Here is a 321-nt window from a genome sequence, read left to right on the forward strand (position 1 = left end):
GAAAAAATTGTATTAGGCTACTGGCTCGTCTCTAGTAGCCTTTTTTTGTAGCACAAACTCCTGATAAGTAAGATTTTCTTTCAAAAGGATATAAGCTATTTTAAGAAGTTGATGTGCGAGTGCAATAGTTGCTTTTTGCGGTCCTCTCCTGCTTTGAATCTGGTAATAACGCTCTGCTAGTGGACTTCCTTTTTGTCTTTTTGCCGCAAAAACTGCTTGACAGAGACACCTTTTTAAATAGGAATTGCCATGTCTGATTTTTGTGCTCCTCTTTTTACCGGCACTTTCATTATTTCCAGGACACAAACCAGCCCAGGAAGC

1 protein-coding gene is annotated in these 321 nt (G+C 39.6%); it reads right to left on the reverse strand.

The window, feature by feature from the left end:
- Positions 1 to 12: 12 nt before the first annotated feature.
- Positions 13 to 321, reverse strand: a 309-nt coding sequence (locus SSIN_RS00670; RefSeq protein WP_037614560.1) for a transposase, incomplete at its 5' end; no start/stop codon positions are given.

Origin of the sequence: Streptococcus sinensis (genome assembly GCF_000767835.1) — a bacterium.
GTDB lineage: Bacteria > Bacillota > Bacilli > Lactobacillales > Streptococcaceae > Streptococcus > Streptococcus sinensis.